Genomic DNA, 26,781 nt, shown 5'->3' with positions numbered 1-26,781 from the left:
GCCCGGCGGCCGCGCCCGCTCCGTCAGTCGCCGTGGACGATGCAGACCGCGTCGAGGTCCAGTGCGGCCTCGAGCGCCGCCGAGATCCCGGACTCGCCGTCGGAGCCCGCGGGGGTGACGGTGTCCACCCACCACAGCGGCGTCGCGATCGTGGGGGCGTCCGGCAGGATCCGCTCGACCTCGTCGAACGAGTCCACCCGCCGCACCCCGAGCACCGTGATCACCGGGTGGGTGGCGTCGCGGCAGACCTGCAGCATCGGGCCGTCGTCGAGGGCGCGGACACCCCAGGACTCGTCGTGCAGGAGCAGCGCCTCGGCGACCTCCCGCGTCTCGACCGGTCGACGGCAGAGCATGGTGACGTCACGGGGCACCGTGACCGCCCGTCACCCGGGCGTCCCGCACGTGCCCGTCGAGCGTGCCCTCGTCGTGGGCGGGATCGAGCGGTGCTCCGCCGACGAGCTGCAGGAAGCGGTCCTCGTCGATGCGGTCGAGGAAGGACTCGAGGGCCTCCCAGCCGTCCTCGAACCGGACGATCATGCCGCCGTCGGCGCTGTCCGTGTCGCCGTCCTCGCTCCGGTCGCCGTCGGCCCCGGCCCGGGTGCCGAACGTCGCCGTCGTGGTGCGCGGCGGCGGCCAGACCCCGTCGCGGTCGAGGAACTCGGATGCTTCGGGCCCGACGACCACGGCGAGCGGCGACGGCTCGCCGTGCGACACCGCGCGGACCAGGTGGTCGGCGTCTCCGCGGCGCTGCATGACCACACCGAAGACCGGCACCACCTGGTCAGCGACCTGCTGGACGGCGTCGAACAGGCGGTTCGCGAGCTCCGGGTCGGTGTTCTCCTCGGGCACGGTGAGCACGGCGGACATCGTCTCGACGACGACGCCACCGACCAGGTGAGCGGTCATGGTGGCGGAGAAGCCCTCACCCACGGCGTACGACGTCGACACCCCGGGCGCCTCGTGCTTGGCGTACTGCGTGACGACCCAGCGGTCCCACGGCACGGTGAGTGGTTCGGCGGTGCCCCAGCGGGTGGGGCAGGTCCCCACGGTGTGGCACAGGGCCTCGATCGCGGATCCCATGTCCACGGCGCGCTCGGCGTGGTGGCGGAGGGTCAGGTCGATGCTGATCTGGCGGACGGAGTCCGCCGAGACGGGGTGCTCGGGCGACGGTGTGCCGACGAGTTCGGGACCGCGGTGCACGAAGTCCTCGATGCCCGAGGCGGCGACGCCCGTCCGGCCGTCCCGGAGCGTGCCGTCGAAGTCCGCGACGGCCCACGCGGCACCGTACGCCCCGAGCGCGTGCCGGAGGGCCGGGGTGATCGCGGATTCCCGCCCGGTCCGCAGCACGACCGTGCGGCCGGCGTCCGCCGACCGACGGAGCAGTGAGGCGAGCGCGTCGGTCAGCCACACGACCGGCGAGGCGGACTCGACCACGATGGCGGGACCGACCACGTCGTCGATGAGGGGATGCCTGACCATCCGGTCCTCCTCGGGTTCTTCGGCGCTGGAACTCCCTGGACGGTACACACGAGGACGACACCTGTCCGTCAGGCCGGCGTGCTCACAGCGGAGACTCGGGAGGCACGACACACGCCCGGCAGGAGGCGTACGGTGCGCGGTCGGCTGGCTTCCAGCCGAGAATCCGCTAGGCTTGCGGAGTCCCGTTCAGCGGGGCGCGCGAGTGTAGTTCAATGGTAGAACTCCAGCTTCCCAAGCTGGTAGCGCGGGTTCGATTCCCGTCACTCGCTCCATGCGTCGTCTGCCCTCCACCGTCGCCCGCGGCGTCGTGGTGTCCACGGTCATCGTGGTCGCCGTGACCGGGTGCTCCGGTGGAACGGCTCCGGCACCGGGTGGTTCCCGGACGTCGCCTTCTTCGCCCACTCCGTCGTCGAGCGCCGCCGCACTCGACCACCGGAGTGTCGACCGAGCGCTCGCGGCCCTCGAGCGGGAGTACGACGCCACGGTCGGCGTCGTCGCGACCGACACCGTCACGGGTGCGACCGTCGCGTACAACGGCGACCGTCGGTTCGGCTACGCCTCCACGATCAAGGTGTTCGCCGCGGCACAGTTCCTGCGCTCGGTCCCCACGGACGCCCGCGACGAGGTCGTGCACTGGACGGCCGCGGACGTCGCGGCCGCGGGGTACTCGCCCGTCACCGAGCAGCACGTCGCCGACGGGCTGACGTCCGCGCAGCTCGCCGAGGCGGCCGTCCGGATGAGCGACAACACGGCCCTGAACCTCGTGCTCACGCGCATCGGCGGTCCGAGCGGTCTCGACACTGCGCTGGCCGAGTTCGGCGACACCACGACCGAGGTGGTCCACGGCGAGCCGGACCTCAACACCATCGAGCCGGGCAGCACCGAGGACACCACCACCCCGGCGGCGTTCACCGCGGCCCTGGCGACCGTGCTCGACGGCAGCACCTTGAACAGCGCCGACACCGCGCTGCTGGTCGACTGGATGGGCGGCAACGCGACCGGCGACGCCCTGATCCGCGCCGGTGCGCCCGACGGCTGGGTCGTCGTGGACAAGTCCGGTGGCGCGGGCGGGATCCGGAACGACGTCGCACGGGTCACGCCGCCCGACGGCGAACCGATCGTGCTCTCCGTGCTGACCACGCGGAACGACCCCGACGCCGCCTACGACGACGCCTTGGTGGCGCGGTCGGCCGCGGCGGTGCTCGACGCGTTCGACCGCTGAGCGACCGGGGCGACGGCCGCCGTTCTGCACCGCGTCACACGGCGTCATGAACGACACCTGTCGGCGACCTCGGGACACTACGCTCGCTCCATGTCCTCCCCCGAGTCCCCCGTGGTCGTCGTCGGTGCCGGCATCATCGGGCTGAGTGCGGCATGGCACCTCGCCGGGCTCGGGCAGCGCGTCCTGCTCCTCGACAGCGGGACGGTCGCCGGCGGCACCACCACCGCGGGTGCCGGGTTCGTGGGCCAGTGGGCAGCCGGCTACGCCTGGTACTGGAACGAGTCCGAACGCGACGTCGAGCAGTACGGCATCGACTTCTACCGCGACCTCGCCGGCGCCGGTCACGGCCCGACCGGGTACCGGCAGAACGGCAACGTGTGGCTGACCGTCACCGAGCAGGGCCGGGCCGACCACCTGCCGCCGTTCGAGCAGCACCCGCTCCGACCGGCCGGGGCGCGCACCCTCACCCCCGCCGAGGCGGCCGACCTCGTGCCCGGGCTCGACCCGGCCGCGGTCACCGCCGGCTTCCTGCACCCCGACGGCATCCAGATCAGCGCGCCGGACACCGCGCGTGCCCTGGCGGCATCGGCACGCGCACGCGGTGTCGAGATCCGCGAGCACACGCCGGTGGCCGGACTGGAGGCCCGTGACGGCTCCGTCACGGGCATCCGGACCGCCGGTGGCGAGGTCATCAGCGCCGATCGGGTCGTGCTCGCCGCCGGCAGCTGGACGAACGCGCTGCTCGCCCCCTTCGGGCGCGAGCTGCCGACGGTCCGGGTGGTCGCCAGCCGCCTCGTGACGACGCCGTTCGGGCTGCCGGGGTCCCTGCCGACCCTGATGCTGCCAGAGCTGCACGGCCTGTGGATCCGCGAGCACCGCGGCGGCCTGACGTACGGTGCCGGCCCCGGGTACGAGCCGCTGCACGTCGTTGGCGCGGACCGGCGCGACGAGCCCGCTCGCCGCCCCGTGCGCACGGACCTGCTCGACGCCATGCGCACGTACCTGCACCCGATCGTCGCCCGGCTGCTCCCTGCTGCCGCGAGCGTGCTCGGGGTCGACGAGACCCCCACGCAGGGCGTCGTCTCGATGACCGCCGACCGGAACTTCATCGTCGGCGCGGTCCCCGAGCTGCGCGGGCTCGTGGTGGCGGGCGGCGACAACGAGTCCGGCGTCACGCACGGTCCGGGGCTCGGGCGGATCGCGGCGGAGCTGAGCGTCACGGGCACGACCACCCTCGGCGATGCGAGCCGCTACGCCCCGGCGCGGTTCCCGGCGGCGGCCCCGACCGAGGCCGAGGTGGTCGCGATGATGCCGGCGCGGCGCGAAGCCGACGCCCGACGTGCAGGAGCAGTGTCGTGAGCGACGCGCTGAGCGACCGGGCCCCGACGCACGTCGTGATCGGCGGCGGGGTCGTCGGTGCAGCCACCGCGTACGCCCTCACACTCCGCGGCGAGCGCGTCCTGCTCGTCGAACAGCACGAGCGCGGACACCACAACGGCTCGTCGCACGGCGCCACCCGGATCTTCCGGCAGGGCTACGCCGACCCCGAGTACGTCGCCCTGACCTCCCGCGCCCTGGTGCTGTGGGAAGCGCTCGAGGGCGCTGCGGGCGAGGAGCTCATCGTCCGCACCGGAGCCGTCGACCACGGCCGCGCCGAGGTCGTCGACGCCATCGCCGCCGCGCTGACGGACGCCGGCATCCCCCACGAGACCCTCAGCCCGGACGACGCCGCCGCGCGCTGGCCGGGGATCGCGTTCGAGGGGCACGTGCTCGCGCACGCCACGGCCGGTCGCATCCGGTCCGACCACGCGATCGAGGCCTTCCTGACCCTCGCCGAGCGGACCGGGCTCGCCGACCTGCGCTTCGACACCCGGGTCACCGGGCTCGACGACCACGGCGACGACGTGACGGTGACGCTGTCCGACGGGTCCACCCACCGCAGCTCGTCCGTGGTGGCGGCCGTGGGGTCGTGGGCTCCCACGTTGGTCGGCGACCTGCTCGCCGGACGCGGGGCGGGCCTCCCGGCCATCCGCGTCACCCAGGAACAGCCCGCGCACTTCCCCAGCCACCTGCCGGACCAGGCGTGGCCGAGCTTCGTGCACTGGGCCGCCGACGACGACGTGTACGGGCTGCTCACCCCGGGCGAGGGCGTCAAGGTCGGGTTCCACGGCACCGGCCCCGTCGTCGATCCCGACCACCGCGACTTCACGCCCGTGCCGGCCGAGGCCGAGCGGCTGCAGGCCTACGTCGCGCGGTACGTGCCCGGTGTCGACGCGTCGAAGCCGACCTTCATCAGCTGCCTGTACGACAACTCCCCCGACGAGGACTTCGTGATCGACCGACGTGGTCCCGTCACCGTCGCGACCGGGTTCTCCGGCCACGGCTTCAAGTTCGCACCGCTGCTCGGCGACATGATCGCCGACCTCGCGACCGGCGGGGCCGCACATCCCCGTTTCTCCCTCTCGAAACCATCCCCCTCAGGAACCCCGTGACGACCCGACTCCTCTCCGCGCTCGCGCTCTCCGCTGCCGTCGCCGCCGTGCTCACCGGCTGCGTCTCGACAGGGGCGTCCACCGACGTCTCCGACGGCCTGGTGATCGGGACGACCGATCCCGTCACGTCCCTCGACCCGGCCGGCGCCTGGGACCGCGGCAGCTACACGGTGCAGACGCAGCTGTACCAGCACCTGCTCACCTACCCGGCCGGCGGGACCACGCCGAGTCCCGAGGTCGCCGAGTCCTGCGACTTCACCGACGGCACCCACTACGCGTGCCGGATCCGCGACGGGCTCACGTTCTCGAACGGTGACGCCCTGACGGCGGAGGACGTCGTGTTCTCGTTCGAGCGCCAGGTCGGCATCGGCTCCGAGAACGGTCCGGGGTCGCTGCTCGCCAACATGGCGTCCGTGGCGGCCGACGGCGACGAGGTCACGTTCACCCTGGAGCAGGCGAACGACCAGACGTTCCCGTACGTCCTGGCGAGCATGGCCGGCGCGATCGTCGACAGCAGTTTGTTCTCGAAGACGAAGGTCCACGCGGACGACGGGGTCGTCGGGTCCGGTCCGTACGCGCTGCAGCAGTCCGCCGACGGCGGGGCGACCATCGCCCTGACGGCGAACGAGGAGTACGACGGCACCGCGCCGGAGTCGTCGAGCGTGACGATCAAGCAGTACACGAAGTCCGCCGACCTCAAGCTCGCGGTGCAGGAGGGCGACGCCGACGTGGCGTACCGCCAGCTCACGCCGACCGAGGTCACCTCGTTGTCCGAGGACGACGGCCTGCAGCGGGTCCAGGGCTCGTCGGGCGAGGTCCGGTTCCTCGGCTTCAACCTCGACACGATGCCCGGTGACGACACCGCGCAGAAGACCGCGATCCGCCAGGCCGTCGCCGCGACGGTCGACCGCGCGGCGATCGCGAAGGACGTCTACCAGGGCACCTACGCTCCGGCGTACTCGATCGTGCCGTCCGACTTCACCGGCGCGACCGATGCGTTCCAGACGGAGTACGACGGCGCCGACCCCGCGGCCATCCTCGAGGAGGCCGGCGTGCACACGCCCGTCGCGCTGCCGATCGAGTACACGACCGACCACTACGGCTCCGGGTCGGACGACGAGTACGCACTGATCGAGCAGCAGCTCGAGGACACCGGCCTGTTCACCGTCGACCTGCAGTCGGCGAGCTGGGACACCTACGTCGGGAACGTCGGCAAGGGCGAGTACCCGGTCTTCCAGCTCGGGTTCTTCCAGGACTACCCCGACGCCTCGTCGTACCTGACGCCGGCCTACGGTTCCGAGGACGTCAACCTGCTCGCGAACCACTTCGACGACCAGGCCGTGCAGCAGCTGGTCGCATCGCAGGCGGTCGAGGCCGACGCGACCGAGCGGACCAAGCAGATCGAGGAGATCCAGCAGGACACCGCCGAGTCCGTGCCGCTCATCCCGTTGCTCGCCGGGCAGGAGAACGTCATCGGGCAAAAGTCGCTCACTGGGCTGACGAAGTCGGTTGACGCCTCGGGGGAGTTCCGCATCTGGGAGATCGGGCGCTCGTGAGCACCGGCGACGCCGCGCTGTCGGGGGCCGCGTCCGCTGACCTGCTCCGCGACGCGGTCCGGAGCGGGATGCCCGCGGGGCTCGACGAGCTCGCGACGCTCGTCGCCATCCCGTCCGTGCACGACGCGGCCGTGCAGTCGCTCGACGACTGCGACCGGGTCGCCGAGCGCGTGCGGGTCGCGTTCGACGGCCTCGGCCTGGCGTCGCGCCTCGTCACGACGTCGGACGGCTCACAGGCGGTCCTCGCCACCCACCCGGCCCCGCCCGGCGCCCCGACGGTCCTGCTCTACGCCCACCACGACGTCCAACCCGCCGGCGACCTCGCGGCGTGGACGAGCGACCCGTGGACCCTCACCGAGCGCCAGGGTCGCCTGTACGGTCGCGGTGCCGCGGACTGCAAGGGCGGGGTCGTCACCCACCTCGTGGCCCTGCGGGCGCTGCTCGACGTGCACGGCGCGTTCCCGGTCGGGCTCGTCGTGGTCGTCGAGGGATCCGAGGAACAGGGCACCGACGGTCTCGAGCAGTACGTGTCCACCCACGCAGCGGACTTCGCCGACGTCGACGCCGCCGTCGTGATGGACGCAGGCAACGCCGCCGTCGGGGCCCCAGCGCTCGTGACCACCCTGCGCGGCACCGCGTTCGTCGAACTGCGCATCCGGGCGCTGCACGGCACCGTGCACTCGGGGATGTTCGGCGGTGCGGCGCCCGATGCCATCGCGACCCTGGTGGCCCTGCTCGCCACGCTGCGCGACGACGCCGGGGACACCACCGTCGACGGACTCGACGGGTCCCAGACCTGGGACGGCCTGCCCTACGACGCCGGCCGGTTCGCCGCCGACGCCGGGCTGCTCGACGGCGCGGTGCCGATCGGGTCCGGGGACCCGGCATCCCAGGTCTGGGCACGGCCGGCGCTGACCGTCGTCGGCATCGATGCGCCGGCCGTCGCCGGGTCGTCGCCGTCCGTGCAGGCGACCGCCGGTGCCGCGCTGAACCTCCGGGTGCCGCCGGGCGTCGACCCCGCTGCCGCCGGCGAACTGCTGGTGGCGCACCTGCTGCGGCGAGCGCCCGCCGGGGTCGAGGTCACCGCGCGCGTGACGGGGACCGGCGACGGGTTCCGCGCGACGGCCGGGCGGTACTCGTCGGCGTTCCGGAGCGCACTGGCGTCGTCGTACCGGGTGTCGTCGGTGGGCTCCCTCGGTGGCGGCGGATCGATCCCGCTCTGCGCGACGCTCGAACGGGCGATCCCCGGGGTCGAGGTCGTCCTGGCGGGGGTGTCCGAGCCCGCTGCGAACGTGCACGCGCCGGACGAGAGCGTGGACCCGTCCGAGATCGAGCACATGGCCCTGGCCGAGGCACTGTTCCTCGTCGGGCTCGGTCCCGTCGGCGCCTGACGCAGCACGCACGCGCACGACGCCGTCGTCAGACGACCGCTGCAGCCGGAGCCACCACCGGCCTCCGCCGGGTCCGGACCTGCAGCACTCCGGTCAGCAGCAGCACCACGAGCCCGATCGCCAGGACCACGAGCCCGGCGAGGAACCCGATCACGACGAGCAGCAGCGTCTCGGTGGACATCCCGTCGCCGCCCGGGTCGGAGGCAGCCGCGGCGGCGATCGACCCGTCGGCCGGCTGCGCGACCGCCTCGACGCCGTCGGTCACCGCGAACGGCACCGCCACGACCGTGCCCGCGTCGCCGACGAGCACGACGTGGTGGTCGCCGACCTCCAGGCCGGTGGTGTCGACCGTGGCGGTGGCGACGTCGTCGTCGACGGCGAAGTCGTCGCCCTGCACCGGTTCGGAGTAGGTCCACACGCTCCCGCCCGCGTCGTCGCCCGTCCACGCCAGACGGAGCTCGAGCTGGTCGCCCGCGCTGACCTCGTCGGGGATCCCGGCGTCGGCGGCTGCGACGGTCCTGATGTCCCCGGCGCGGATCCGGCGCAGCAGCTCGTCCGAGTCCGCGGCCGGAGCGGTGGGCGGCTCAGCGGCCGACGGGGCCTTCGCCGTGTTCCGGGGCGCGGTGTTCCGGGGCGCGGCGGCCCCGGCACTGTTCTCCGGCACGGTGTCCGCTGCGGTGGTGATCGTCGGCGGCCCCGCCGTCGGGGGCAGCTGCACGAGGGGCGGCTGGATGACCGTGCCGCCGGCGCCGGCACCACCGCCACCCGAGGTCGGACCGGTCGGCAGCGAGCCGGGGACCGTCTGTCCGGCGAAGTACACCGGGGTGAAGGTCTCGACCGCGGCGTCGGCGGCGCCGTGCGCACCGATCGTCAGGACACCGCACTGCACGGCACCGGACAGGCAGTCGACGCGCTTCGTCGACTGGCCCGTGAACGAGGAGCGCGCGACGATGCCGCCCTGCGTGAAGCCCGCGTTCTTCGTGCCGCTGAGCGCCGCGGTCGCTGCTGCTCCGGTTCCGGTGTTGTCGGGCCAGGCGACGAAGCCCTGGCCGTCCTGCCCGGTGCCGCCGGACCCGGGGACGTAGTCGTAGCCCGCGCCGGCCGCTCCCCCGGCGCTGGGGTGCTTCGTGACGTACCCGAACAGCACGTACAGCCCGGAGCCGTTCGTGTTCTTCGTGAAGCCGGAGCCCGTCACGGTGAGCTTCGTGCCCGCCGCGGCGGTCGAGAGGCCCGTGGCCGGCCGCACGTTCGTGGAGGCGCCGCGGGCGTTCTTCGCCCCGGTGATCGAACCGTCCGCCCCGACGACGGTCGACCCGCCACCGGTGCCGCCGCCGCCCGTTCCCCCGCCGCCGTCCCCACCACCGGGGTTCGTCGGCGCCTGCACGGTGACACGCAGGGTCGCGGTGTCGGACGCGACCCGTCCGACGACGGTGGACCCGACGACGTTCGTGGCGACCGCACGGTACCGGTCGCCGTCCAGGCCCTCGGTGGCGGTGATGCGGAGCGTGCTGGTCGTCGCGCCGGACACCGACGGGCCGTCCTGCAGGTCGGCCCAGCCGGACGGGGTCTGCTGCTGCCACTGCACGGTGGGCGTCGGGGTCCCGGTGGTGGCGACGGTGAACGACACCGGCTTCGGAGTCGCCGGGGTCGTGCCGCCGTCCGTGCCGGTGGTCGCGCCGGTCAACGTGACGGAGACGTCCGCCGGCTGCTTGGTGACGGACGGCGTGGTCGCGACGGTGAAGGTGCGGAGGCCCTGGGCGCCGGCGTCGGACGCGGCGTTCGTGATCCCGACGACCACACGCCCGTCGTCGGTGAGCACGAACGGATCACCGGTGTAGGTGGAGCCGGGCGTGTACTCGGCACCGATCGTCGCCGCGGTCCTGCCGTCGATCGCGTACGAGCGCAGGACGTTGCCCGCGTCGGTGGAGCCGGCAGCGGACACCCAGAGGCGCTTCGCGGACTCGTCGACGGCCAGGTACGCGGCGCCGCCGACCCGGTCGATCGAGGTCGTCACGGCCGGGGCCCCCCGGAGCGAGACGGCGCGGAGCGTGGCGTCGCCGTCGTTGCTCCACCAGGCCCGGCCCTGCGAGTCGACGACGGTCCCGCCGGTGGCCCAGGACGTCGCTGCGGCGCCGATCGACACGTCGGCGACCGAGGCTCCGGTGCCGAGGTCGAGCACACGTGCGAGTGCGGCTGCCTGGTCGAACACGACGGCGCGCTTCCCCGTCCAGTCGATGCCGACCGACGAGATCGTCCCGGTGACTGAGCCGATCAGGGTGGCCGTGCGGGTCACGGCTCGGACGGTCCCGCCGGCAGGGCTGGTGCCGACCTCGGCCACCGCAGCAGAACCGGAACCGGAACCAGAACCCGAACCCGAACCCGAACCCGAGCCCGCTCCACTGCCGCCGGCCACCCGCAGCAGCCCCGCGGACCCGCCGTTCGCAGCCGGGGCGACCTGCGCGACGATCGAGCCGTCCGCGGGGTCGACCGCGAACGCCTTCGCAGCGGGCACCGCGACGGACGGCTTCACGTGCACGACGTTCCGGTACGCGGCGTCCGCGCCTCGCTCGATGACGACCCAGCCCTGGACGTTCGCGCCGGTGCCGCCGAACTCCGCGGCGGGCAGCGATGCGGTCGCGACGATGTCGCCCGTGGACGGGTCGACGCTCGGCTTCGAGGTGGCGATCCCTGGGTCGATCGGCCCGGCGATGCGCTTGCCGTCGTCGTCCACGACGAAGTAACTGGCCTTGGCGGTTCCGGCAGCGGGGACCTGCACCACGATCGCAGCACGCGGGGCGTCCCGCACCACCGTGGTGACCCGGCCGATGGTCGTGTCACCGACCGCGGTCTGCACCCCCGTGCTGATGACGCCGGCGACACCCGGGTCGCTGAACTCCTCGTCGCCGCCCGCCCCCTCGGCGGCCCAGTCGCCCGTGACCGAGACCGACAGCGGGTCGAGCGCGGTGCCCGCCGCGTAGAACTGCGTCGGATTGCTGCCACCGGTGACGTCCGCGGCGAAGGCCGCTGCCCCCGCCGCGGTGATCGTCGTCGGCAGACCGGTCCACGAGTACTTCCCGTCGGTGACCGAGCGGGTGCCCTTGGTGACGTCGATCGTCGCGAACGCGATGCGCTTCGTTCCCGGGTCGGACGTGGTGGCACCGGTGGTCGGGTCCACCAGCCGCACGTCGACCCCGGCGGTCAGGGTGCCGGTGGTCGGCGTGAGCTCGATCGCCGGGTCGCGCAGCGAGATGACGAACGTGTGCGCCCGGTAGTCGAACACCGCGGCGCCGGAACCCGTAACGCTGAGCTTCCGCGTGCCGGGGTCGTAGCTCCCGCCCGATGCGGCGAACCGGAACGTGCCGTCGGCGTTCTTCGACGCACCGCCGGACACCGACTGCCCCGCGGCCGGCACGTAGTTCCGGAACGACTGCTTGAACCCCCAGTCGAGCGTCCCACCCGACACGGTCGCGGCGGGACCCGCGGCTTCGGCTGCCGTGGGCGCGGTGCCGACGACGGCCGCCGTCAGGCCGATGATCGCGGCGACGGTGGCGCTGAGCGCCCGGAGACGACGGGCGGGTCTGGTCTGGGTGTGCATCGGTTCCTCGGGTCGGGTGGTGCGGGTGTGGGGAGACGGTGCCCCGGGCGGACCCGGGGCCCCGCGGGGGTCACCAGGTGACGGGGACCTGGACCTCGTCGAGGTCGGCCGGGTCGTTGGCGACGCCGTGGGCCGAGAACGTCTGCACGAAGCACTCGTACTGCCCGAGCGCCGCGTTGGCGGTCGCGGTCTTCGTGGTGTCGTAGTCGCAGCTCACGGTCGACGCCGCGTCACCGGTGTGGTGCGGGTCGGCCGTGTAGGACTTCACGATGTCGATCGTCGTGGTGAACCCGCCACCGGCCGTGAACGCGCTCTTCGACACCCACTGCGCGGACGCGAACCAGCCGGAGTTGGTGGCGTAGTCCGCCTGCTTGGGCCCGTAGACGACGTAGACGCCGAAGCCGCGCCCCTGGGCGTTCCCGTCGAAGCCGTCGCCGGTCACCGTGACCGTGCCGTTCGAGACGCCGTGGACGGACCCCGAGCCGTCCGTGACGACCGAGGCCGGTCCGCTGACCGACAGGCTGGCGCCGTAGTCGTTCGTGACGGCGGTCGCGGCGGACGCGCTGACGGCGGGCAGGACGGCGATGCCGACCGCTGCGACCCCTGCCGCGAGCGTGATCCCGAAGGAGCGTGCGATTCGTGCCATGTCGGTGTTCCCTTTCGATGAGGGCGCCCCCTGTGGGCGCCCGGGTCTGGTGGTCCTACGGGGCGTCGGGGGCGACGTCCGAGACGTCGGTCGCAACGCGCCGTGCGGTGCGCCGGGAGTGCACGATCGCGACGGCGACGAGTGCGGCGACGGCCACGACGAGCGCGGACAGCCCGCCGAGCACGATCCGCAGGACGCCCGGGTCGATCCCGCCCGTGGAACCGTCCGCAGCGGCGGCCACGGTCGACGGGGTCGCCCCCGGTGCAGTGGGCGCCGCCGATGCAGTGGGGCGCGCGGTCGCGGTGGGCTTCGCGGTCGCGGTCGGCCGCGTGGTCGCCTTCGCGGTCGCGCTCGCCCCGGGCGACGGCTCGGCGACCGGACGGGAGGCACTGCCCGCGTCCGCCGGGTCGGCCTGCGGCTGCCCGGTGGTCGGCCTGGTCCCCCCACCGGCCAACGTGCCGCCGCTGCCGTACAGGTTCTGGACGGCGACCGGGGTGAACGACTCGTTGTTCGCGTTCGCGACGCCGTGCGCACCGATCGTGATGATCCCGCACTGCACCACCGTGCAGTCGACGGTCGTCACCGTGCCGTTCCGGTCGAGCGCCTGGAACGTCGAACCGGGGACCTGGAGGGTTGCCGACCAGGTACCCGTGGCCGAGTCGACCGTGCCGCCGTTCGCCGCCGACGCGGTGGAGCTGCCCTCGAAGGCGACGAAGTCGAGGTACCCGGTGGGGTTCGACTCGTCGTCGGGCACGTAGCTGTAGTCCGCGCCCGTCACTCCGCCCTTGCTCGGCTGCCAGGTGCCGGTCACGGTGCCGAACGCCACGTAGATGCCGCCGTACCCGTTCTTGATGCCCTGGAAGCCGGAACCGTTCAGGCGCAGGGTCGTCAGGTAGGTCGAGTCGACCTGGTTCGTGACCTCGGGGTGCCCCTCGATCGCGACGCTGACCCGGCCGGCTGCCGATGCGGGGGCGACCCCGGCCAGGGCGGCTCCCCCGGCGCTCAGCGCGACGAGCAGTCCGGCGAGCGCGAGCCGGAGCGGGCGGGTGCGGGTGGTCACGAGGAGGCCTCCTGGACGGTTCGGGACGGCACGACGACGGGCGTGCCGGTGTTCGGGTCGGGCACGACCGTGACCGGGTGCCGGTAGACCGCGCCGATGCGGTCGGCGGTGAGGACGTCGGTGGGGGTGCCGTCGGCGACGATCCGGCCACCGGCGAGCATGGCGACGCGGTCGGCGTACGCTCCGGCGAGGCTCAGGTCGTGGAGCACGACGACGACGGCGCCACCGGCCCGGGCGTGCGCGCGGGCGACGGCCAGCACGGCCTCCTGGTGGCGCAGGTCGAGGGCGGCGGTCGGCTCGTCGAGCAGCAGCACCGGGGTCGACTGCGCCAGGACCCGGGCGAACGAGGCCCGGGCGCGTTCGCCGCCGGACAGCGAGGGGAACGCCTGGTCGATCCGGTCGGCGAGTTCGACCTGGTCGAGCACGCGCGCGACCACGGTGTCGTCGTCGACCGCTCGCCGGGTCCCACGCCACGGTGCCCGGCCCATCCGGACGACCTCGCCGACGCGGAACCCGAAGGCCACCGCGGTGTCCTGCTCGAGCACGGCGCGCCGACGAGCGGTGGCGAGCGGTGCTTCGCCGCCGGTGCGCACCCCGTCGATCGCGATCGTGCCGCTGTGGGCGAGGTCACCGGCGATCGCCCGGAGCAGGGTCGACTTGCCGGCACCGTTCGGACCGACGAGCGCCAGGACCTCGCCCGCGCACACCGTCAGGTCGACGTCGGCGAGCAGCGGTCGCCCGTCGATGACGACGCCGATCCCGGAGACCACGACCGCGCCGGCGGTGCTCGCCCCGATCATGCCCAGCCCCCCGACCGACGGCGCGCACGGCGCAGGAGCCAGAAGAAGAAGGGACCGCCGACGAGCGAGGTCAGCATGCCGATCGGCAGGTCCGCGTACGGCACCAGGGTGCGCGCGAGCAGGTCGGCGATCGTCAGCAGCAGGGCGCCGCCGAGCGTCGAGACGAGCAGGAGCGGACCGTGCGCCGGGCCGATGACCATCCGCATCAGGTGTGGGACGACGAGCCCGACGAACGCGATGATGCCGGCGAACGCGACGGCTGCGCCGACGAGCAGGGCGACCACGACGATCGCGACGACCCGGACGGCCTCGACCCGCACCCCGACGTGCCGCGCGGCCCGGTCGCCGAGCGCGAGCAGGTCGAGCGAGCGCGTCAGCACCACGGCGCCGACGAGCCCCGCACCGACGACGGGGGCGATCGCCGCGGCCTGGTCCCACATCGAACCGTTCAGGGACCCCAGCTGCCAGAACACGATCTGCTCACGCGCCTGCTGATCGCCGAGGAACGTCAGGAAGGCGAGCCCCGCCCCGGTGAACGCGTTGACCGCGATGCCCGTGAGCAGGAGCGTGACGACCTCGGTCCGGCCGCCGGCACGGGACAGCCCGTAGACGAGCAGCGTCGCGACCAGGCCCGCGGAGAAGGCCATCAGCGGCGTCGTCCAGTACCCGGCGAACTGCAGGCCGAAGACGATCGAGGCGCACGCCCCGAAGGCGGCTCCGCCGGACACCCCGACGACACCGGGGTCGGCCAGGGGGTTCGCGAACACGGCCTGCATGAGCACACCGGCTGCGGCGAGCGCGGCACCGATCAGCAGCGCCATCACCACGCGGGGGAACCGGATCGTCCACAGCGCCTGGGTGACGAGGTCGTTGGCGGGGCCGTCCACCGGCAGCCCGGCCGACCGGGCCACCGTCCGGAGCACCTCGGCCGGCGAGATGCCGAGCTGTCCGACGCTCGCCGACACCAGCGTCGCGACGACGAGCGCCACCACGAGCCCGGTGGTGAGGAGCGCGATGCGGCCGACCCGCGACCTGGACGTGACCGCCTGCGCGGCGGGGACGCGCGTTGCGGGCGTGATCCGTTCCTCCCGGACGGTCACGAGGCGTCCGCCGGACCGTAGATCGCCGTGGCCAAGGCGGCCACGATCTCGGGCGTGCGCGGCCCGAAGCTCATCACCGTGGTGTCGGCCATGTCCACGATGCGGCGGTGCTCACCCGCGGGCGTCTTCGCGATCGCGGGGACCCGCTGGAGCAGGCCGTCGACCCCGTCGACGGACTCGAGCCCCTTCGTCATCATGATGACCAGGTCCGGCTGCATCGCGACGAGCGCCTCGGCGTTGACCGGCCGCATGCCCGTCCAGTCCTGTTCCGTCGCGACGTCCCGCCCGCCGACGGCGTCGATGAGCGAGTCGGCGCCGGATTCTCGGCCGAACAGGTAGTAGATCCCGGCGTTCCCCCGCACGTACAGGAACACCATCTTCAGCTGGTCGGCGCGATCCGACGGCGCGATGCGGGCCACCTGCGCGGCGACGGCCTGCTCCTGCGCGTGCACCTCGGCGGCCAGACGGTCGCCGGTCGCCGGGACGCCGAGCGCCGTGGCGACCTGGTCGATGATCGCGTCGGTGTTCGTGGTGTCCCGGTGCGGGTCCACGACGACGACGGGGACGCCGGCCTTCCGGATCTGCAGGACGACGTCCCACGGTCCGAGCGAGGTGTCGGTGAGCAGGACCGTCGGCCGGAGCGCGAGGATCGCCTCCGCGGAGAGTTCGTGGCCGTTCTGGGTGACGAGCGGCAGGTCCTCGGTGCCCGAGAAGCCGGTCGACACGTCCCGCCCGACCAGGTGGTCCCCCAGACCGAGGCCGTACACGGTGGACGACAGCGTGCCGGAGATGTCGAGCGCGAGGATGCGGTCCGCGCTCGTGACGGTCACCTCGGTGTCCTGGTTGTCGGTGACGGTGACGGGCAGCTCGGGCTCGTCGACCTCGCTCGCCGTCGGCGGCAGGTCTGTCGCCAGGGTCGCGGTCCGCGGGCCGGTCACGCCCTTCGCGTCGGTCACCGGGGCGATGGCCTGGAGGCCCGCGGCCGGGTCCGTCGCGCTCGTCCCGCGACCAGCCGCGTGCGTCGCACCCGCGGTGCCGGCACCGACGCCGGTGCAGCCGGTCGCCACGGCGAGGACGACGAGGGCGGACGCTGCGGCCGTGCAGGCGCGACGGAGTGACGACATGGAGATGATCCCGAGTGCTGGTTCGTGAAGTTAGGTGAGCCTCACCTAACTGTTAACTTAGGACACCCTTACCTGCCGTGTCCAGCACGTGTGGGGTGTCACTCGGCGCCCGCTACGGTGGTCCTCGTGCGCATCGTGGTGGCTCCGGACTCGTTCAAGGGCACCGCGACCGCGGCGTCCGTCGCCCAGGCAGTCCGCGACGGCTGGCTGTCCGAGCGACCCGACGACGACGTCGTGCTCGTGCCGATGGCCGACGGCGGCGAGGGCACCCTCGACGCCTTCGCGACCGCGGTCCCCGGCGCGGTCCGCGTGCCCGTCACGGTCACGGGTCCGGCCGGCGAACCCGTCGACACCCACTGGCTGCGGCTGCCCGACGGCCGCGCGGTGGTCGAGCTCGCGGCGACGAGCGGGCTCCCCCTGCTCACCGAACTGCTGCCGGACACCGCCACGAGCCGGGGGTTCGGCGAGGCGATCGCCGCCGCGCTGGACGCCGGCGCCACGGGGCTCGTGCTCGGCATCGGCGGCAGCGCGTCGACCGACGGCGGACGGCCCGTGCTCGAGGCGCTCGGGTTCGACGGCGACCGCGGTTCGCTGCGTGCCCTGCCGCCGCTCGGCGTGACCGTGCTGACCGACGTGACGTCGCCCCTGCTCGGCCCGACCGGCGCCGCCGCGGTCTTCGGGCCGCAGAAGGGCATCGCGCCCTCGCGCGTCGCCGCGTTCGACGAGCAGCTGGCCGCCTGGGCCGCGCGCTTCCCTTCGGTGGACCCCGCGACCCCGGGCGCCGGCGCCGCGGGTGGCGTCGGCTTCGGCCTGCTCGTCTGGGGTGCGACCCTGGCCCGCGGCGCGGACGGTGTCGCCGAGGTGCTCGGGCTGGCCGACCGACTCGACGGCGCCGACGTCGTGATCAGCGGCGAGGGCCGGTACGACGGCCAGTCCGCCGCCGGCAAGGTCCCGTCGGTGGTGCGGTCGCTCACGGCGACGCACGCACCCGGGGCTCGGTCGATGCTCGTCGCCGGCGCGATCGAGACATCGCTCGACGACTACGCCGCCGCTGCCTCGCTCACCGTGCTCGCCACGCAGACCACCGGCGAACCGGACGACGCCCTCGCCGATCCGCTGCGCTTCGCCGCCATCGCGGGCCAGCGGCTCGCACGGTTGGCCTGAGCACCCCGATTCCCGCCCTGGGGAGCCCCATCGGAACCTCCCACGCCGTGGCGCGCTCCATCAGACTGGTTCCGGGCCGGAACCGGCCCGCAACGAACCACCCCCACGAGGAGATCATTGCGCACCGTCAACGCGTACGCGGCACCGTCAGCGACCGAGCCGCTCGTCAAGACCACCATCACCCGTCGGGACGTCGGCCCGGACGACGTCGCGATCGACATCGCCTACGCCGGCATCTGCCACTCGGACATCCACACCGTCCGCGGTGAGTGGGGCCCCATCCAGTACCCGCAGGTCGTCGGCCACGAGATCGTCGGCCACGTCACCGCCGTCGGCGAGAACGTCACCAAGCACCAGGTCGGCGACCGCGTCGGCGTCGGCTGCATGGTCAACTCCTGCGGCGAGTGCGAGAACTGCGTCGCCGGCCAGGAGCAGTACTGCCTCAAGGGCAACATCGGCACCTACGCCAGCGTCGACCCCGCCGACGGCTCGATCACCCAGGGCGGCTACTCGCAGGCCGTCGTCGTGAACGAGGACTTCGTGCTCCGCGTCCCCGAGTCGCTCGACATCGAGAAGGTCGCGCCGCTGCTCTGCGCCGGCATCACCACCTACTCCCCGCTGCACCACTGGAAGGCCGGCCCCGGCACGAAGGTCGCCGTCGTCGGCATGGGCGGGCTCGGCCACATGGCCGTCAAGATCGCCGTCGCGCTCGGCGCCGAGGTCACCGTCCTGTCGCAGACCACCTCGAAGCAGGAGGACTCGCTCCGCTACGGCGCGAAGGCCCACTACGCGACGAAGGACCCGGAGACGTTCGAGAAGCTCGCGAACTCCTTCGAGCTCATCATCAACACCGTCTCGGCGAAGATCCCGATGGGTTCGTACCTCGGCCTGCTCAAGGTCGACGGCACGCTCGTCAACGTCGGTGCACCGTCCGAGCCGCTCGAGGTCCCGGCCTTCGCGCTCATCCCGCGTCGGCTCAGCTGGGCCGGTTCCGCCATCGGCGGCATCCAGGAGACCCAGGAGATGCTCGACTTCTGCGCCGAGCACGACATCCTGCCGGAGACCGAGCTCATCAGCGCCGACCAGATCAACGAGGCCTACGAGCGCGTCCTGTCCTCGGACGTCCGCTACCGCTTCGTGATCGACGCGGCCACGCTGGCGTAGTCGTCACCACCTGCGCGACAGGGAGGCCCGTTGCCAGCCGGCAACGGGCCTCCCGTCTGTCCGCCTGTCCGTCGGACCGTCAGCCGACCTCGTCGCCCGACGGCAGGGCACCGCACCAGTCGACCGAGCCGGCGTCGATGCTCGCCTCGAGCGCGCCGGAGGTCGCGTCGACGATGCTCACGAGCTCGTCGGTCGCCGACTTCGTCGCGACCGCGGCGAACTGGCCGTTCGGCGACGGGCAGACCGCGGTGACGCTCGCGTCGTCGGGGATGCTCACCGGCAGCCGGGAGGCCCGTCCCCCGTCCACACGCACGATCCGTGCCGAGACGGTCCCGTCCGACCGCACGTCCCCCAGGACCCGCAGGTACGTGTCGTCCGTCAGCGGGGCGATGCGGCCGAGGACCGCCGCGTCGGTGCTGGCGGCCGGGGCCCGCAGCGCCGTCTTCGCACCGTCGGTCAGGTCGAGCCGCTCGATGCCGGTGCCGGTCTCGACCACGGCCGTGGTGCCCGTGCCGACGAACCCGTGCAGGTACGTGGCGCTGCCGAGCCGGACCGGATCGGCACGGCCGCTCATGTCGACGAGCACCAGGTCGTCGCTGCCCGTCCGGACCAGGGCACTCTCGGTGCGCGGGACGTAGGCCCACTGCCCGACCGTCATCGGCACGGCACCGGTCTTCGGTTTGCCGTTCGCCGCGATCGCGGTGGGCAGGTGCGTGCCCGTCATGTCGACCACGTACAGGCCGGTGTTCCGCGACTGCCCGGTCGAGGTGTCGGCGTACTCGAACCCGAACGAGGCGCCGTCGTCGGCGACGTGCAGCGCGGTGACCCGACCCTGCGACGACGGCAGGGTGAGGTGCTCGACGGGGGCGTCGTCGTCCTGCACCCCACCGCTCAGCGCCACGACGTCGACGGACGAACTGGCGTCCGTGCCGCTCACGACCACCAGGGAACGACCGAGCCGGGCGTACTCGCTGATCGCCGTGCCCTCGTAGACCGTGGTCGCACCGCCCGCGTCGAGGGACCGGCGGACGATGCGGTCCTTCGCCCCGGCCGGCCCGGGGACGAGGGCGAGGACGTCGGTGCTGCCGGTGCGGATCGCCGCCGTGAGGTCCGACGTGGCGCGCTGCCCCGGCGCCCGGACGTTCACGACCGTCACGGTGTAGTCGCGGTCGTAAGCCAGGGGTCCGGCGAACTCGACCGCGATCGTGTTGCCGCTCGAGGTCACCGTGTGGGCCGCTGCCGGGCTGACCCGGACGTCGTCGGCGGACACCTGCTGCAGGGCCTGGTTCGCCGTCAGGATCACCCGCTGCGCCGGTCGGGACACCAGGCCGCTGGCGTCGTACGACACGTCGCGCAGGCGCGGTCCCTGCTGCGACCCGACGACGGCCGCGAGCGCCGCCACCACGGCCAGGACCACCACGACGGCAAGGTACCGGCGGTGGAACCGGTGCGCGACCGGGCGGCGACCACGGCGCCCCTCAGTACTCATACGGGTCCTTCGGCTGCGCGATCTCGGTGACCTTCGCGGCCTTGATGACGATGCGGGCGTCGGCGGACTGGTCCGGGTTGGCTGCGAGGGCGCCGGTCACCGTGACCCACTGTCCCTCGTCGGGCACCGCGTCGGGACGGTCGCCGGCGTCCGTCACGACACCGAGACCGACGGGCTGGGCATCGACGGCGCAGCAGCTGATCACGAACCGGGTGAGCGTGAACGAGCCGTCCTGGCCGGGGACCACGAAGCCGGACAGCCGCACCTGCTTGCCGACGAGCGCAGTGGTGTCGGTGGTCTGCCGGATGAGCGCCGCCCAGTCCTTGACGCCGTACTGCGAGGTGTCGACGCCCTCGCTGCCGAGCAGGGACACCGCTGCCTCGGAGCCCGTGGCGTTCGACAGGGTGGCCGAGTCGACGCTCCGCTGCTGCGCGGTGCGGGCGGAGAGCGTCGTCGGGGGCAGGACGAGCATCGCGACGGTGACGCCGATCGTGACGATCGCGGCTGCCCCGCCGAGCGCGATGCGCGTGCGGCGACCCGCGCCTCCCGGTCGCCCACCGAGTTCGTGTTCGTGTTCGTGCTCGTGCTCATCGTCGCCGTGCGTGTGGCCGTGCCCCCGGGCGATGACGACGAGGCCGGCGATCGACGCGGGGACCCCGACGGCGGCGAGCACGATCGTGAACACCGAGTAGCGCGGGTTGATGTACAGGTCGAGGTGCCCGACCAGTGCCAGCCACAGCGTGCAGAGCGCCACGGCCAGCACCGACCCGAGGCCCAGGTACGCGGGCGCGTTGCCGCGTGCATCAGACGAGGACATTCATCACCAATCCCACGGCGCCGGCGAACAGGACGCACACGACGGCGAGCAGCACCAGGAACCGGACCCGGAACGTCGTGCGCAGCAGCGCGATCATCTTCACGTCGATGATCGGCCCGATGATCAGGAAGGCCGTGATCGACCCGGGCAGGAACGTCGAGGCGAACGACAGCGCGAAGAAGGCGTCGACGTTCGAGCAGAGCGACACCGTCATCGCCAGCAGCATCATCGCCGCGACGGACAGCACCGGGTTCGAGCCGATCGCGACCAGGGTCGAGCGGGGCACGGCGACCTGGATCGCGGCGGCCAGGCCGGCACCGACGAACAGCGCCGGCATCATCGTCGCCGTCTCGCCGCCGAACTGTGCGGCGCTCTGTCGCCAGCGGTGCACACCCCGGGGTGCTCCGACGGCCGCGCGGCACCGGGCCTCGAAGGCGGGGAGCAGCAGGTCGGCCGGACGGCGGTGCGCGGCGACGATCCAGCCGACCAGGTTCGCGATCACGAACCCGCCGACGATCCGGACCGGCAGGATCCACCCGGACCAGCCGAACGCCTGCGCGGTGCTGATGATGACGAGCGGGTTGAGGATCGGGGCGGCGACCAGGAAGGTCACGGCCTCGGCGGGGGTGAACCCGCGCATCATCAGGCCGCGGGCGAGGGGCACGTTGCCGCACTCGCACACCGGGAAGAGCATGCCGATCAGGGAGATCACGGCGCGGCGGCCGAAGGCGTTCTGCGGCAGGACCTTCTCGAGCGCGCCGACCGGCACCCAGACCTCGACGACGATCGACAGCACGATGCCGAGCACCACGAACGGCAGCGACTCGACGACGACGCTGATCGCCAGCGTCAGGAAGTCCTGCACGACGTCCGGCAGCCCGGCGGTCCCGATGCTCGGGGACAGCAGCCGGATCCCCAGGAGCACGACGACGGTGAGCAGCACGAGGCCCGGGCCCGTCAGGGAACGGAAGCGGGAGCGCTGCTGCGGCGGCGTGGTCGTCGTCACCCGGAAAGGATAGGCGACGCGTGCTGCGTGGCGGTCCGTGCGCGCGCACCCGCGCACCGTGCGAATTCGTTCACCCCGTGCAGGGTTGCTCGCTCGGTGCAGGCCTGAAGCGCCGCACGGAGCAACCAACGACGCACGGGTTCGCGAACCCAGCACCGTGCACCTGCTCCCCCGCCAGCCACAACGCCGCACCGGCCCGCGAACCCGGCACCGTGCGAGGGCCGCGGTCAGCCCCGGGCGATGCCCGCCACGTGCCGGTCGAGGGTGTCGATCGCCCACGAGGCGTCACCCCCTGGATCGAGCCGCACGATGTGCATCGCGAGCCCGTCCACCAGGGCGTGCAGGCGGCGGGTCTCGTAGGCGGCGTCGGCGTCCGGCACTCCGAGCGCCCGCAGGATCCGCCCGCACCACTCGCGCATCTCGTCGACGACCCGGTCGTGGAACGGCCGGAGTTCGGCGTCGGTCAGCGCCGCGGTGCCGAGGCCCAGGTAGACGTCGAGCTCGATGCGTCGTTCCTCGTCGAGGGGCAGCAGCTCGAGCAGCACCGCGTGCGCGTAGGCCGTCCCCTCCAGGTCCGTGGGCACGGCGTCGATCCGGGCTGCGGTCGCGTCGAACACGAGCTCGAGCGCGTGGGACCGGACGCTCGCCTGGGTCGGGAAGGTGTAGCGGACGGTGCTCGGCGGCAGCCCCGCCTCTGCCGCCACGTTCCGGACGCTCAGCGCCCCCAGTCCGTCGCGGGCGAGCACCCGGCACGCCGCCTCGGACACGGTCCGACGCCGCTGCTCCACGTCCATGCTCCTGGCCACGACGCCATACTCGCACAGTCGTACGAACTCGTGCTAGCGTCGGAACGGTTGTCGCACAGTCGTGCGACTACTCGATCGGAACGAAGGGAACATCGTCATGGCATGGGTCATCCTCGTGCTGAGCGGCGTGCTCGAGGCCGTCTGGGCCACCGCGCTGAGCGCGTCGAACGGATTCAAGAAGGTCGTCCCGACGATCGTGTTCGTCGCCGGCATGGCCCTCAGCATGGTCGGCCTGGCGTTCGCGATGAAGTCGATCCCGGTCGGCACCGCCTACGCCGTCTGGGTGGGCATCGGCGCCTCACTGACGGTCGTCGTGTCGATCCTGCGCCGGCAGGAAGCCGCGTCGCTCGCCCGCCTCGGCCTGGTGTTCGGCCTGGTCGCCTGCGTCGTCGGCCTCAAGGTGGTGAGCTGAGGTGGCCTGGATCGTCCTGTTCGTGAGCGCCGCACTCGAGACCGTGTGGGCGACCGCCCTCGGCGAGAGCGACGGCTTCACGCGCCCCGGCCCCACGCTCGTGTTCGCGGTCACGATCGTGATCAGCCTCGTCGCGTTCGGCTACGTCCTCAAGCACATCCCGATCAGCACGGCGTACGCGGTGTGGACCGGCACCGGTGCAGCCCTGACCGTCCTGTGGGGCATGGCGACCGGCGCCGAGCCCGTCACGGTGCTGCGCGTGCTGTTCATCGCCGGGATCGTCGGCTGCGTCGTCGGCCTGAAGCTCGTGCCGGCTCGTCCCGTCGCAGAGCCCGCCGCTCCTCTCGCGAAAGCGACAGATCTCCGCGGATGATCGGCGGGCAACTGTCGCTCTTGCGAAGGTGACGACAGCGCCATCCGCAGGACTGTCGCGTTCGCGACGCAGCGCACTGGGCGCGCGCCGAGACGGACGGGAGGCCCGGTGCCAGCTGGCACCGTCCCTCCCGGCACGGCCGTCGTGCCACTGGCGCGTCACGCCGGAACCGGCGGATGGGGCCCACCTCCCGTCCGTCAGGTGGTCACGTGACGATCAGACGGACGCGCCCGTCCACTCGTCCTCGGCGGCGACGTGGTCGCTGCCGACCGTGCCGGCGGCGAGCGCCGCGGCGGCGCGTTCCGTGTGGCTCGGCGGGTTCGACGGCACGTCGGCCGGACGACCCTCGTCATTCAGCTTGCGGAGTTCGGGCACGATGTCCGTCGCCAGGATGTCGATCTGCTCGAGCACCGTCTTGAGCGGCAGTCCCGCGTGGTCGACCAGGAACAGCTGTCGCTGGTAGTGGCCGACGTGGTCCTTCATCGCGGCGTACCGGTCGATGACCTGCTGCGGCGAACCGACCGTGAGCGGGGTCTGGGCGGCGAAGTCCTCCATCGAGGGACCGTGGCCGTAGACCGGGGCGTTGTCGAAGTAGGGCCGGAACTCGTCGACCGCGTCCTGCGAGTTCTTCCGGGCGAAGAACTGCCCGCCCAGACCGACGATCGCCTGGTCGGCACGGCCGTGACCGTAGTGCTCGAAGCGCTGGCGGTACAGCCCGACCATCTGCTCGGTGTGCTGGATCGGCCAGAAGATGTTGTTGTGGAAGAAGCCGTCACCGTAGTAGGCGGCCTGCTCCGCGATCTCGGGCGTGCGGATCGAGCCGTGCCAGACGAACGGGGGCACGCCGTCGAGGGGGCGCGGCGTCGAGGTGAAGCCCTGCAGCGGCGTGCGGAACTTGCCCTGCCAGTTGACGACGTCGTTCTCCCAGAGCTGGCGGACGAGCGCGTAGTTCTCGATCGCCAGGTTGACGCCCTGGCGGATGTCCTGCCCGAACCACGGGTACACGGGGCCGGTGTTGCCGCGCCCCATCATGAGGTCCATGCGGCCGTCGGAGATCACCTGGAGCATCGCGTACTCCTCGGCGATGCGCACCGGGTCGTTCGTGGTGATGAGTGTGGTGCTCGTCGAGAGCGTGATGTCCTTCGTCTTCGCCGCGAGGTAGGCCAGCAGGGTGGTCGGCGACGAGGCGACGAACGGCGGGTTGTGGTGCTCACCGGTGGCGAAGACGTCGAGTCCGGCCTGGTCGGCGTGCTGCGCGATGGTGAGGATGTCACGGACGCGCTGGGTGTCGTCCGGCGTGGTGCCGGTCGTGGGATCGGTCGTGACGTCACTGACCGTGAAGATGCCGAACTGCATGATGCGCCGCCTTTCGCGATATCGATGCGTTTGCATCGACTTGCTGGGTACAACGTAGCGCACGCCGGCGCATTCCCGCCAGGTGTGGACCGGTCGCGTCAGCGGGCGTCGGGCAGTGCGGCCGGGTCCGTCCGGGCCGCGTGGTGCATGCCGTCGAGGAACCACACCGCGGTCACCACCGCCAGGACGCTCGCACTCGAGGCCAGGCGTCCGGCCATCAGGATCGCGGCACGGTCGTGGGCCCCGTCCCCGGTCAGGCCGACGACGAGCGCCGCGACACCGACGGCCAGCGTGACCCCGGTCGCGACGAGCAGGACGACACTGACCACCCGGCGCGGCCCCCGACGGCCGTCCCGGTCACCGCGGAGCCCCCGGTCGACCCTCGGCCCGAACGCCCGGACGACGCCGAGCCAGAACATCGCGATCGCGCACGCGCCGATGATGTCGCTCACCCGGTGCCAGCCGTACACGACCGTCTGGTTGGCCACGAAGACCGCGTAGACCGCCCCGAGCAGGGTGACGATCGGCCGGAAGCGACGGGGCGTGACCATCAGCACGGCGAACAGCGCGGCGAGCGCGATCGTCGCGTGCCCCGAGGGGAACGAGTTCGGCGTCGTCGACTGGGCGATCTCCGGGCGCTCGGCGATACGCTTGACGAGCGTCGAGGTGGCCGCCGACGCGAGCACCACTGCACCCGCGCCGAGCCCCACCGAGAGCCGTCGCCTGGCGAACGCCACCGCGACGATCACGACAACGAGCAACAGGATCACCGGCACCGAGATGACGTTGAGCGCAGTGTCCGAGCTGAACAGGTCGGACTCCCGGACCCCGCCGAGCGCGGCGTCCTCCATGCGCTGCCCCACCGGCGTCAGCACCGCGGCCGCGTAGACGGAAGGCACGATCACGAACCCCAGAGCCGCCAGCACACCCCACCGCAACCGCCGCGAGACGCTCGGTCCACGCGACTCCGGTGCATTGCGCTCGGGTGTCAAGGTCACCGGGCTGGTCCTCCTCGGAGTGGTCGTCGTCGGTCTCGTCGCACGCCTGGTGACGGCGCTGCGATTCGGACGGTCGGGGTCGGACACGATACCGTTGGCACACCGGCCGGAGGCTGGGAACCGTGCGGCCGTCGCCCGCGGATCCCGCGCCGTGCCCATCAGTGCCGCGCCGCGCAGTCCGGCGGGCACCGCCGGACTGACGCACGTCGCGTCGGCAGTGTACGAGGAGGAGACCGAAGTGGCCATCAAGGAACCGGGCATCACCGCCTCACCGAACCGCGGGCTCGCGCTCACGGTCGGTGGCGTCCTCGCACTCTGGGGCATCCTGGGCTTCTTCTTCGCCGCCGACGGCGACCCGGGCTTCTTCAGCCGCCAGGGTGGGATGCTGTGGAACGCCTTCGGGGTGAACCCGCCGCTCGCCCTCATCTGGGTGCTGCTCGCCGCCGTCCTCCTCATCACCGGCCTCGGCAACACCATCGGTTCACGGAACGGCAACCTGCTCGTCGGTGCCGTGCTCGTCGTGCTGGCGGTCTACGGCTTCGTGTTCGTGAACACCTCGGCGAACATCTTCGCGCTGAACACCACCGACAACGTGTTCCACGCGATCGTCGGGGTCGTCCTGCTGCTGACGGCGTTCGGTGCCGACAAGGAGAACCTCCGCGCGCTGCGTGCGGCGGCTCGCGCCTGACGCACCGACCCGCTCCCCGACGCCCGTCTGCCGCTCCGGCAGG

24 protein-coding genes and 1 tRNA gene are annotated in these 26,781 nt (G+C 72.7%); 11 read left to right on the top strand and 14 right to left on the bottom strand.

From position 1 onward, the window contains the following. Nucleotides 1-23 precede the first annotated feature (23 nt). Complete coding sequence (locus tag ACVKXF_RS15990) at nucleotides 24-371, bottom strand: hypothetical protein (protein ID WP_123310590.1); 348 nt, start codon at nucleotides 369-371, stop codon at nucleotides 24-26. Beyond that, on the bottom strand, nucleotides 361-1,479 hold the full coding sequence (locus ACVKXF_RS15985; protein WP_456796328.1) for a DUF6177 family protein: 1,119 nt from the start codon (nucleotides 1,477-1,479) through the stop codon (nucleotides 361-363). The genes ACVKXF_RS15990 and ACVKXF_RS15985 overlap by 11 nt, the downstream gene beginning before the upstream one ends. 198 nt (nucleotides 1,480-1,677) lie before the next feature. Between ACVKXF_RS15985 and ACVKXF_RS15980 the strand changes: the two genes are divergently transcribed. From ACVKXF_RS15980 to ACVKXF_RS15955, 6 genes are all read left to right on the top strand, one after another. Further along, nucleotides 1,678-1,751, top strand: a tRNA-Gly gene (locus ACVKXF_RS15980). Beyond that, on the top strand, nucleotides 1,751-2,701 hold the full coding sequence (gene bla / locus ACVKXF_RS15975; protein ID WP_456796327.1) for a class A beta-lactamase: 951 nt from the start codon (nucleotides 1,751-1,753) through the stop codon (nucleotides 2,699-2,701). Before ACVKXF_RS15980 ends, bla begins: the two co-directional genes overlap by 1 nt. A 90-nt stretch (nucleotides 2,702-2,791) precedes the next feature. Next, complete coding sequence (locus ACVKXF_RS15970) at nucleotides 2,792-4,060, top strand: NAD(P)/FAD-dependent oxidoreductase (protein WP_456796326.1); 1,269 nt, start codon at nucleotides 2,792-2,794, stop codon at nucleotides 4,058-4,060. Continuing rightward, nucleotides 4,057-5,193 carry an FAD-dependent oxidoreductase gene (locus ACVKXF_RS15965; RefSeq protein ID WP_456796325.1) on the top strand — a complete coding sequence of 379 codons (1,137 nt, stop codon included), beginning with the start codon at nucleotides 4,057-4,059 and terminating at the stop codon, nucleotides 5,191-5,193. Before ACVKXF_RS15970 ends, ACVKXF_RS15965 begins: the two co-directional genes overlap by 4 nt. Beyond that, on the top strand, nucleotides 5,190-6,749 hold the full coding sequence (locus ACVKXF_RS15960) for an ABC transporter substrate-binding protein (RefSeq protein ID WP_456796324.1): 1,560 nt from the start codon (nucleotides 5,190-5,192) through the stop codon (nucleotides 6,747-6,749). The genes ACVKXF_RS15965 and ACVKXF_RS15960 overlap by 4 nt, the downstream gene beginning before the upstream one ends. After that, entirely contained in the window at nucleotides 6,746-8,140 is a 1,395-nt protein-coding gene (locus ACVKXF_RS15955) for a M20/M25/M40 family metallo-hydrolase (RefSeq protein ID WP_456796323.1), read from the top strand. Before ACVKXF_RS15960 ends, ACVKXF_RS15955 begins: the two co-directional genes overlap by 4 nt. Nucleotides 8,141-8,168: 28 nt before the next feature. Here the strand turns inward: ACVKXF_RS15955 and ACVKXF_RS15950 are convergent, their stop codons facing one another. From ACVKXF_RS15950 to ACVKXF_RS15925, 6 genes are all read right to left on the bottom strand, one after another. Beyond that, the gene (locus ACVKXF_RS15950) at nucleotides 8,169-11,735 is read right to left on the bottom strand and encodes an HtaA domain-containing protein (RefSeq protein WP_456796322.1); all 3,567 of its coding nucleotides are present in this window, start codon (nucleotides 11,733-11,735) and stop codon (nucleotides 8,169-8,171) included. 70 nt (nucleotides 11,736-11,805) lie between these two features. Further along, complete coding sequence (locus ACVKXF_RS15945) at nucleotides 11,806-12,381, bottom strand: hypothetical protein (protein WP_456796321.1); 576 nt, start codon at nucleotides 12,379-12,381, stop codon at nucleotides 11,806-11,808. A gap of 55 nt (nucleotides 12,382-12,436) precedes the next feature. Then, complete coding sequence (locus ACVKXF_RS15940; RefSeq protein WP_456796320.1) at nucleotides 12,437-13,441, bottom strand: hypothetical protein; 1,005 nt, start codon at nucleotides 13,439-13,441, stop codon at nucleotides 12,437-12,439. Beyond that, the gene (locus tag ACVKXF_RS15935; protein WP_456796319.1) at nucleotides 13,438-14,241 is read right to left on the bottom strand and encodes a heme ABC transporter ATP-binding protein; all 804 of its coding nucleotides are present in this window, start codon (nucleotides 14,239-14,241) and stop codon (nucleotides 13,438-13,440) included. The genes ACVKXF_RS15940 and ACVKXF_RS15935 overlap by 4 nt, the downstream gene beginning before the upstream one ends. After that, the gene (locus ACVKXF_RS15930) at nucleotides 14,238-15,341 is read right to left on the bottom strand and encodes a FecCD family ABC transporter permease (protein ID WP_456796318.1); all 1,104 of its coding nucleotides are present in this window, start codon (nucleotides 15,339-15,341) and stop codon (nucleotides 14,238-14,240) included. The genes ACVKXF_RS15935 and ACVKXF_RS15930 overlap by 4 nt, the downstream gene beginning before the upstream one ends. After that, nucleotides 15,338-16,465 carry a heme/hemin ABC transporter substrate-binding protein gene (locus ACVKXF_RS15925; RefSeq protein ID WP_456796317.1) on the bottom strand — a complete coding sequence of 376 codons (1,128 nt, stop codon included), beginning with the start codon at nucleotides 16,463-16,465 and terminating at the stop codon, nucleotides 15,338-15,340. Before ACVKXF_RS15925 ends, ACVKXF_RS15930 begins: the two co-directional genes overlap by 4 nt. A gap of 126 nt (nucleotides 16,466-16,591) precedes the next feature. Here ACVKXF_RS15925 and ACVKXF_RS15920 point away from each other — a divergent pair, with 126 nt between their 5' ends. Both ACVKXF_RS15920 and ACVKXF_RS15915 read left to right on the top strand, forming a co-directional pair. Then, nucleotides 16,592-17,629: a glycerate kinase gene (locus ACVKXF_RS15920; protein ID WP_456796316.1), complete on the top strand. Its 1,038-nt coding sequence runs from the start codon at nucleotides 16,592-16,594 to the stop codon at nucleotides 17,627-17,629. 117 nt (nucleotides 17,630-17,746) lie between these two features. After that, nucleotides 17,747-18,793, top strand: a complete 1,047-nt coding sequence (locus ACVKXF_RS15915) for an NAD(P)-dependent alcohol dehydrogenase (protein ID WP_123310619.1) — start codon at nucleotides 17,747-17,749, stop codon at nucleotides 18,791-18,793. Nucleotides 18,794-18,872: 79 nt separating this feature from the next. Here the strand turns inward: ACVKXF_RS15915 and ACVKXF_RS15910 are convergent, their stop codons facing one another. From ACVKXF_RS15910 to ACVKXF_RS15895, 4 genes are all read right to left on the bottom strand, one after another. Further along, nucleotides 18,873-20,282, bottom strand: coding sequence for a hypothetical protein (locus ACVKXF_RS15910; RefSeq protein WP_456796315.1), 1,410 nt, complete (start codon nucleotides 20,280-20,282; stop codon nucleotides 18,873-18,875). Further along, nucleotides 20,272-21,099, bottom strand: a complete 828-nt coding sequence (locus ACVKXF_RS15905) for a TIGR03943 family putative permease subunit (protein WP_456796314.1) — start codon at nucleotides 21,097-21,099, stop codon at nucleotides 20,272-20,274. Before ACVKXF_RS15905 ends, ACVKXF_RS15910 begins: the two co-directional genes overlap by 11 nt. Further along, entirely contained in the window at nucleotides 21,086-22,105 is a 1,020-nt protein-coding gene (locus tag ACVKXF_RS15900) for a permease (protein WP_456796313.1), read from the bottom strand. The genes ACVKXF_RS15905 and ACVKXF_RS15900 overlap by 14 nt, the downstream gene beginning before the upstream one ends. Nucleotides 22,106-22,332: 227 nt before the next feature. Beyond that, nucleotides 22,333-22,911 carry a TetR/AcrR family transcriptional regulator gene (locus ACVKXF_RS15895; RefSeq protein WP_260232933.1) on the bottom strand — a complete coding sequence of 193 codons (579 nt, stop codon included), beginning with the start codon at nucleotides 22,909-22,911 and terminating at the stop codon, nucleotides 22,333-22,335. Between the two features lie 97 nt (nucleotides 22,912-23,008). Here ACVKXF_RS15895 and ACVKXF_RS15890 point away from each other — a divergent pair, with 97 nt between their 5' ends. Further along, nucleotides 23,009-23,323, top strand: coding sequence for a DMT family transporter (locus tag ACVKXF_RS15890; RefSeq protein ID WP_456796312.1), 315 nt, complete (start codon nucleotides 23,009-23,011; stop codon nucleotides 23,321-23,323). A gap of 1 nt (nucleotide 23,324) precedes the next feature. After that, the gene (locus tag ACVKXF_RS15885) at nucleotides 23,325-23,696 is read left to right on the top strand and encodes a DMT family transporter (protein WP_456796311.1); all 372 of its coding nucleotides are present in this window, start codon (nucleotides 23,325-23,327) and stop codon (nucleotides 23,694-23,696) included. Between the two features lie 216 nt (nucleotides 23,697-23,912). On the opposite strand, the gene ACVKXF_RS15880 is transcribed toward ACVKXF_RS15885, so the two are convergent. Beyond that, nucleotides 23,913-25,052, bottom strand: coding sequence for a CE1758 family FMN-dependent luciferase-like monooxygenase (locus ACVKXF_RS15880; RefSeq protein ID WP_123310633.1), 1,140 nt, complete (start codon nucleotides 25,050-25,052; stop codon nucleotides 23,913-23,915). A 98-nt stretch (nucleotides 25,053-25,150) separates the two neighbouring features. Then, nucleotides 25,151-26,050 carry a phosphatase PAP2 family protein gene (locus ACVKXF_RS15875; protein ID WP_148061693.1) on the bottom strand — a complete coding sequence of 300 codons (900 nt, stop codon included), beginning with the start codon at nucleotides 26,048-26,050 and terminating at the stop codon, nucleotides 25,151-25,153. Between the two features lie 151 nt (nucleotides 26,051-26,201). On the opposite strand from ACVKXF_RS15875, the gene ACVKXF_RS15870 reads away from it, so the two are divergent. Next, entirely contained in the window at nucleotides 26,202-26,738 is a 537-nt protein-coding gene (locus ACVKXF_RS15870; RefSeq protein WP_456796310.1) for a DUF4383 domain-containing protein, read from the top strand. Nucleotides 26,739-26,781: the final 43 nt, after the last annotated feature.

This window comes from Curtobacterium sp. PvP017 (assembly GCF_054060195.1).
Note: the sequence above shows the minus strand (reverse complement) of the source record. Positions and strands in the feature narration are given on the sequence as shown.

What these genes read in the sequence shown, in the direction of transcription:
- ACVKXF_RS15985 (WP_456796328.1), bottom strand. Translation starts at nt 1,479, where the DNA reads ATGGTCAGGCATCCCCTCATCGACGACGTGGTCGGTCCCGCCATCGTG.
- bla (WP_456796327.1), top strand. Translation starts at nt 1,751, where the DNA reads ATGCGTCGTCTGCCCTCCACCGTCGCCCGCGGCGTCGTGGTGTCCACG.
- ACVKXF_RS15970 (WP_456796326.1), top strand. Translation starts at nt 2,792, where the DNA reads ATGTCCTCCCCCGAGTCCCCCGTGGTCGTCGTCGGTGCCGGCATCATC.
- ACVKXF_RS15950 (WP_456796322.1), bottom strand. Translation starts at nt 11,735, where the DNA reads ATGCACACCCAGACCAGACCCGCCCGTCGTCTCCGGGCGCTCAGCGCC.
- ACVKXF_RS15945 (WP_456796321.1), bottom strand. Translation starts at nt 12,381, where the DNA reads ATGGCACGAATCGCACGCTCCTTCGGGATCACGCTCGCGGCAGGGGTC.
- ACVKXF_RS15935 (WP_456796319.1), bottom strand. Translation starts at nt 14,241, where the DNA reads ATGATCGGGGCGAGCACCGCCGGCGCGGTCGTGGTCTCCGGGATCGGC.
- ACVKXF_RS15925 (WP_456796317.1), bottom strand. Translation starts at nt 16,465, where the DNA reads ATGTCGTCACTCCGTCGCGCCTGCACGGCCGCAGCGTCCGCCCTCGTC.
- ACVKXF_RS15910 (WP_456796315.1), bottom strand. Translation starts at nt 20,282, where the DNA reads ATGAGTACTGAGGGGCGCCGTGGTCGCCGCCCGGTCGCGCACCGGTTC.
- ACVKXF_RS15905 (WP_456796314.1), bottom strand. Translation starts at nt 21,099, where the DNA reads ATGTCCTCGTCTGATGCACGCGGCAACGCGCCCGCGTACCTGGGCCTC.
- ACVKXF_RS15890 (WP_456796312.1), top strand. Translation starts at nt 23,009, where the DNA reads ATGGCATGGGTCATCCTCGTGCTGAGCGGCGTGCTCGAGGCCGTCTGG.
- ACVKXF_RS15880 (WP_123310633.1), bottom strand. Translation starts at nt 25,052, where the DNA reads ATGCAGTTCGGCATCTTCACGGTCAGTGACGTCACGACCGATCCCACG.